The sequence below is a fragment of the Paraclostridium benzoelyticum genome, assembly GCF_001006285.1.
Lineage (GTDB): Bacteria > Bacillota > Clostridia > Peptostreptococcales > Peptostreptococcaceae > Paraclostridium > Paraclostridium benzoelyticum.
The window spans coordinates 1-7,309 of sequence record NZ_LBBT01000359.1; the positions used below are offsets into that span (position 1 = coordinate 1).

Sequence of the window (7,309 nt, forward strand, 5' to 3'; positions counted from 1 at the left end):
ATTAAATGAAAGGATTTTTGAAAAATATGTAGAAGCTATTAAATTACAAGACTAAAACCGTATTTCATAATTTTATTATATATATAGGGGGATTTTTGTATGAATAAAATAATTATAGACGGTAGAGACCTTACTATAGAAGATGTAGTAAATGTATCTCGAAATGGATATAAAGTTGAGTTAGGGGAAGAAGCGTTAAAAAAAGTTAAAGTAGCAAGAGCTTTAGTTGATAAATTTGTAGATGAACAAAAGGTTGTATATGGAATAACTACAGGATTTGGAAAATTTTCAGATGTAACCATATCAAAAGAAGAAACTCATAACTTGCAAAGGAATCTAATTATAAGTCATGCTTGTGGAGTAGGAAAACCTTTTGAAGAAGATATAGTAAGAGCTATAATGCTTTTGAGGGTAAATAATTTATCAAAAGGATACTCTGGTGTAAGGATTGAAACTTTAAATACATTAGTAAACATGCTTAATAATAACGTCTGTCCAGTAATTCCTGAAAAAGGATCACTAGGAGCATCTGGAGACTTAGCTCCTTTATCACATATGGTACTTACTATGATAGGTGAGGGAGAGGCATTTTATGAAGGACAAAAAATTCCATCAGCAGAAGCTATGAAACTCGCTGGAGTAGATGTTTTACCGGAGTTATCATCCAAAGAAGGTTTAGCTCTTATAAATGGAACACAAGTTATGACTGCGGTAGGAGCACTTACAACGTATGATGCAATGAACTTATTAAAGCTTTCGGATGTTGCATTATCGTTAACTATGGAATCGTTAAATGGAATTACATGTGCTATGGATGAAAGAGTACATTTAGTAAGAGCGCATAGAGGGCAAATCAACACTGCAAGAAATATACTAGAAATATTAAATGGAAGTGAGATGACAACAAAACAAGGTGATTTAAGAGTTCAAGATGCATATTCGATTAGATGTTCACCTCAAATCCATGGAGCAAGTAAAGATGCAATTGAATACGTAAAAAATAAAATTAATATAGAAATCAATTCAGTAACGGACAACCCAATAATATTCCCAGAACAAGAAGATGTAATATCAGGTGGAAACTTCCATGGGCAACCAATGGCTTTAAGCTTTGACTTCTTGGGAATAGCTTTATCAGAAATAGCTAACATATCAGAACGAAGACTTGAAAGATTAGTAAACCCAGCTTTAAGTAATGGATTACCAGCATTTTTAACTAAAAATGGTGGAGTTAATTCAGGATTTATGATAGTGCAATATAGTGCAGCATCATTAGTTTCAGAAAATAAAGTATTAGCACATCCAGCTAGTGTAGATTCAATACCATCATCAGCAAATCAAGAAGACCATGTTTCTATGGGAACAATAGCAGCGAGAAAAGCAAAAGAAATAATGGAAAATACAAGAAATGTATTAGCTATGGAGTTATTAGCAGCAGCTCAGGCTATAGATTTAAGAGGTAAAAAGAAATTAGGTGTTGGGACAGATGCAGCATATAATGTTATAAGAAATCACACTAAATTTATAGATGAAGATTTAGTTATGTATAAAGAAATAAATAAATGTGAAGATATTATCAAAGAAAACTTAGTAGTACAAGCTGTAGAAAAAGCTTTAAACAGTGAGCTTTTAATAAATGAAGAGGTTGCTTTAAGTGAAATATAAAACTGTATAAGGGAGTAGATGTTATGGTTACTTTAGAAAAAGTTATGAATGTTACAAATGAAGAAATTAAAGATGCAATGACTATAAAATTAGATTATATACCAAGTGAAATACCACAATTTATAGATGGGATAAGAAGGGCTCCAAAAAGAGAGGCAAAATTATCTCAATCAGATATAAAATTAGCATTAAACAATGCATTAAGATATATACCAGAAGAATATCATGAAAAATTAGCTCCAGAATTTTTAAATGAATTAATGACTACTGGAAGAATTTATGGATATAGATTTAGACCAGAAGGTAACATAAAAGCAAAAACAATAGATGAATATAAAGGAAAATGTACTGAAGCTAGAGCATTCCAAGTAATGATAGACAATAACTTGGACTTTGATATAGCGTTATATCCATATGAGTTAGTTACTTATGGTGAAACAGGTCAAGTATTCCAAAACTGGATGCAGTACAATTTGATTAAAAAATATTTAGAAGTAATGAACCAAGATCAAACACTAGTAATACAGTCAGGGCATCCTGTAGGATTATTTAAATCTAAACCAGATGCACCTAGAGTAATAATAAGTAATGGTTTAATGATAGGAATGTTTGATAATCAAGAGGAATGGAAAAGAGCAGCAGCTATAGGTGTATCTAATTATGGTCAAATGACAGCTGGAGGATGGATGTATATAGGCCCACAAGGTATAGTTCATGGTACTTACTCAACATTATTAAATGCTGGAAGATTAATACTTGGAATACCAGAAAAAGATGATTTAGCTGGAAAACTATTTGTAACTTCAGGACTTGGAGGAATGAGTGGAGCTCAAGGAAAAGCTGTAGAAATCGCTGGAGGAGTAGGTATAATAGCTGAAGTTGATTATTCAAGAATAGAAACTAGATACACTCAAGGATGGGTAAGTAAAGTTGCTAAAACATGTGAAGAGGCATTTATGTTAGCTAAAGAATGTATAGATAAAAAAGAAGCTTGTGCAATAGCTTATAATGGGAACATAGTGGACTTATTAGAATATGCAGTAGAAAAAGATATACATATAGATTTATTATCAGATCAAACATCTTGTCATGCCGTTTATGATGGAGGCTATTGTCCTCAAGGTATAACTTTTGAAGAAAGAACAAAACTTTTAGCTAATGATAAAGATAAGTTTGTACAATTAGTAGATGAAACTCTAAAGGCTCACTTTAAAGTTATTCAAAAATTAACAAATAAAGGAAGTTATTTCTTTGATTACGGAAATAGTTTTATGAAAGCTATTTATGATGCTGGATGCCAAGAGATATCTAAAAATGGAGTAGATGAAAAAGATGGATTTATATTCCCATCATATGTTGAAGATATATTAGGGCCTCAACTTTTTGACTATGGATATGGTCCATTTAGATGGGTATGTTTAAGTGGTAAAAAAGAAGATTTAATAAAAACTGATAAGGCGGCTATGGACTGTATAGACCCGAACAGGAGATATCAAGATAGAGATAACTGGATATGGATAAGAGATGCTGAAAAAAATGGTTTAGTTGTAGGATCTCAGGCTAGAATACTTTATCAAGATGCTATGGGAAGAACTAATATAGCTCTTAAGTTCAATGAAATGGTAAGAAAAGGAGAGATAGGACCTGTTATGCTAGGTAGAGACCATCATGATGTGTCAGGAACAGATTCTCCATTTAGAGAAACATCTAACATAAAAGATGGAAGTAATATAATGGCAGATATGGCTACTCATTGCTTTGCGGGTAATGCAGCTAGAGGAATGAGTTTAATAGCTCTACATAATGGTGGTGGAGTAGGAATAGGAAAATCTATAAATGGTGGATTTGGAATGGTTCTTGATGGATCTCATAGAGTAGATGAAATATTAAGAACAGCTATGCCTTGGGATGTTATGGGAGGAGTTGCTAGACGTGCTTGGGCTAGAAATGAAAATTCTATAACAACAGTTATGGAATACAACAAAATGTGTTATGGTCAAGACCATATAACACTACCATATATAGTAGATGAAGATTTAATAAATCAGGTTATAGAGGCAAGTAAATAATAAGGTTAAAATTTTAAGTTACTGCGCTTATTGCGCTAGCGTAGTAACTTAAAATTTATATATAACATAACTATTAAAATTAGAATATAGGGGGAGAATTAATATGGCTATAGTGCAATGTGTACCTAATTTTAGTGAAGGTAGGGATTTAGAAAAAATTGAAAAGATAGTATCACCACTTAGAGGAAAAGAGGGCGTTAAGCTTTTAAACTATGAAGCAGACAAGGATTACAATAGAGTAGTAGTTACTGTTATAGGTGAGCCTAAGGCAGTTAAAAATGCAGTGTTAGAGTCTATAGGAGTAGCTAAAGATGTAATAGATATGAATACTCATAAAGGACAACATTCTAGATTTGGAGCTACAGATGTTTGCCCATTTATACCTATAAAAGGTATGACAATGGATGAAGCTGTAGAGCTTGCGAAAGAGTTAGGTGAAGATGTTGCAAGATTATATGATATACCAGTATTTTTGTATGAATGTGCAGCTTCAAAACCTGAAAGGGAAAATCTAGCTAAGGTAAGAAAAGGAGAGTATGAAGGATTAGATGCTAAGTTTGAAGATTCTAATTGGGCACCTGATTTTGGACAAGCTAAAAAGCATCCCAATGCAGGTGCTATAGCTATAGGAGCTAGAAAACCTTTAATAGCTTATAATATAAACTTAGATACTCCAAATATAGATATAGCATCAAGCATAGCAAAAACTATAAGACACTCAAGTGGAGGATATAGATTTATAAAAGCTGGTCCTGTAGAGATACCAGAAAGAGGAATAACTCAGGTTACTATGAATTTAACTGATTATTCTAAAACTGCTATGTATAGAGCTTTTGAAGCTGTAAAAATGGAAGCGAAAAGATATGGGGTTAATGTAATGGGAAGTGAAATAGTAGGGCTTTGTCCTATGGAAGCTTTAGTTGACTGTGCTTCTTATTATTTAGGACTTGAAAATTTCTCTTTAGATAAAGTTCTAGAGACTAGTTTAATGGAGTAGAATATATGGTTGCGGATATAATTATTAAAAATATAGGAAAACTAGCTACTATGAAAGGTAATGAGCCTTTTATAGGAAAAGCGATGAATGATATAGAAATAATAGAAAATGCATATGTTGCGATAAAAGATGGTAGATTTTGTGATATAGGAATAGATGATGGTTATAAACATCTAATAAATCAAAATACAGAAATTAAAGATGCAGAAGGAAAACTAGTAACTCCAGGGCTTATAGATGCACACACACATCTAGTTCATGGAGGAAGTAGAGAGAATGAATTTGCAAAAAAACTTGCAGGAGTGCCTTATTTAGAAATATTAAAAAGTGGAGGAGGAATATTAAGTACAGTAAAAAGCACTAAAAGTTCTACATTTAAAGAACTATATGAAAAAGCATATAAAAGCTTAGATAGAATGTTAGAGTTTGGGGTAACTACGGTAGAAGCAAAAAGTGGATATGGGTTAGAAATAGGTACAGAAATAAAACAATTAGAGGTAGCTAAAGCTTTAGGCGAAAAACATCCTATAGATTTAGTTAGTACGTTTTTGGGTGCTCACGCGATTCCTGTTGAATATAAAAAAAATCCAGATGAATTTGTGGATATTTTGATAAATGAAATGATGCCAAAAGTTAAGGAGCTAGATTTGGCTGAATTTTGCGATGTATTTTGCGAGGATGAAGTATTTGATATAAAACAGACTAGAAAAATATTTAAAAGAGCAAACGAACTAGGGTACAAGTTAAAAATACACGCGGATGAAATAGTTTCTTTAGGTGGAGCTGAACTTTCAGCTGAAATGGGATGTATATCGGCTGATCACTTAATGGCAGCTAGTGATAATGGGATAATGTTAATGGCTGATAAAGGTGTTATTGCCAATATCCTTCCAGGTACATCTTTTAACCTAAACAAAAATTATGCTGATGCTAGAAAAATGATAAACTCTGGAGTTGCAGTGTCTTTATCTAGCGATTATAATCCAGGAAGTTGTCCTAGTGAAAATCTTCAGTTTGTAATGCAGTTAGGTTGTCTAGGGCTTAAAATGACTCCTAATGAGGTTTTAAGTGGTGTTACAATAAATGCTGCATGTGCAATAGATAGACAAAGTGAAATTGGATCAATTGAAATAGGAAAAAAAGCTGATTTAGTAATATTTGACGCTCCAAATATAGAGTACTTAATGTATCATTTTGGTATAAACCATACACATTGTGTATATAAAAATGGAGAGCTTGTTGTGAATAATAAACAAATACTAAATAAAGAAACTGAGAGCATTTTAAGTTAGTTATTAGTAAAAATCTTTAAGGGAGGATTTTAATATGAAATTAGTTGAAATGACGGTAGAAGATTTTTCAAAAGAAGTAGATTCAAACTCTCCTGCGCCAGGTGGAGGTTCAGTTTCAGCACTAGCATCAAATATAGGTGTAAGTTTAGCTAGGATGATGGCAAACTTAAGTTTTGGAAAGAAAAAATATGAGAGTTTGGATGAAGAGATAAGAAAAGAATTTACAGAAAGATTTAATAAGCTAGGAGATATAAGAGAAGAATTATTAATGTTAGTAGACAAAGATACTGAATCATTTGATGCATATATGAAAGCATTAAAAATGCCTAAAGAAACAGACGAAGAAAAAATGGTTAGAAAAGAATCTATAAAACGTGCAACTGAATTTTCTATAGAGGTACCTTTTAAAACGGCATCGATATCTTTAGAATCTCTAGAACTGTTAAGTTTTATGGCTAAGTATGGAAATCAAAATGCAATTACAGATATAGGAGTAGGAACGCTTCTTATATACACAGGTATAGAAGGTGCTATACTTAATGTTAAAGTGAATCTACTTGGATTAGATGATGAGTCTATGATAAGTGAGTATACTAAAAATTGTAATAGTATATTAAATAAAGCTTGTGAGATTAAAGATGAGATACTTGGAAATATACATAATGATCTAAATCCAATTAAAGCGTAAAAAATGTAACCTAATATAGGTTACATTTTTTACTTATATATTTATTCGTCTTGTTTTTTTACTTTTTTTACAATTTTTTTAACTTTTTTACTTGGAGAGCTTTCTTCAGTTGTTTTTTCAGATTTACCAGACTTACCAGATTTAGATTTTTTCTTGCTATCAGATTTGTTTGAATTAGAATTCTTAGAATTCTTAGAGTTTTTAGAATCTTTACTTGGTTGGTCTGAAGACTTAGATTTTTTCAATTTTTTACTATTTATCTTATCTTGAGCTTCAGCAGCAGAAATTTTAGTCATTATGCTATCTATTTTTTTTCTTTGATTATCATCTAAAAAAGTTTTAAACTTTTCAACAACCTCTTCTTTTCCTTGAAGAGTTTTGCCTATTTTAATAAGTTCATCCATAAGTTCATCTTCTGATTTATCTTTATATCCATCTGCTATTTCTTCGATTTTGCCTTTATCAATATTTTTTTCCTTTGCGAATTTTTCCATAGCTTCTTTATCTATTTTTTTCATAAAAGCACCTCTTTCAATAATATATATTTGATTATGTTCATATTATTTATATATAGAAGTATCTAATAAATTATGATTAA

Annotated in this window: 6 protein-coding genes; 5 read left to right on the top strand and 1 reads right to left on the bottom strand. The window is 31.4% G+C overall.

Annotation, left to right across the window (positions count from 1 at the left end):
- Positions 1-99 precede the first annotated feature (99 nt).
- From hutH to VN21_RS17245, 5 genes are all read left to right on the top strand, one after another.
- Positions 100-1,665 (top strand): histidine ammonia-lyase, encoded by a 1,566-nt coding sequence (hutH, locus tag VN21_RS17225; protein ID WP_046824351.1) that lies wholly within the window; start codon positions 100-102, stop codon positions 1,663-1,665.
- A 23-nt stretch (positions 1,666-1,688) separates the two neighbouring features.
- Entirely contained in the window at positions 1,689-3,734 is a 2,046-nt protein-coding gene (locus tag VN21_RS17230; protein WP_226896732.1) for a urocanate hydratase, read from the top strand.
- A 103-nt stretch (positions 3,735-3,837) separates the two neighbouring features.
- Entirely contained in the window at positions 3,838-4,731 is an 894-nt protein-coding gene (ftcD, locus tag VN21_RS17235) for a glutamate formimidoyltransferase (RefSeq protein WP_046824352.1), read from the top strand.
- Positions 4,732-4,736: 5 nt separating this feature from the next.
- Positions 4,737-6,023: an imidazolonepropionase gene (gene hutI / locus VN21_RS17240; RefSeq protein WP_046824353.1), complete on the top strand. Its 1,287-nt coding sequence runs from the start codon at positions 4,737-4,739 to the stop codon at positions 6,021-6,023.
- A gap of 34 nt (positions 6,024-6,057) precedes the next feature.
- A complete protein-coding gene (locus VN21_RS17245) occupies positions 6,058-6,711 on the top strand; it encodes a cyclodeaminase/cyclohydrolase family protein (protein WP_046824354.1) in 654 nt (217 codons plus the stop codon).
- Positions 6,712-6,752: 41 nt separating this feature from the next.
- Here the strand turns inward: VN21_RS17245 and VN21_RS17250 are convergent, their stop codons facing one another.
- A complete protein-coding gene (locus tag VN21_RS17250) occupies positions 6,753-7,229 on the bottom strand; it encodes a hypothetical protein (RefSeq protein ID WP_046824355.1) in 477 nt (158 codons plus the stop codon).
- Positions 7,230-7,309 lie beyond the last annotated feature (80 nt).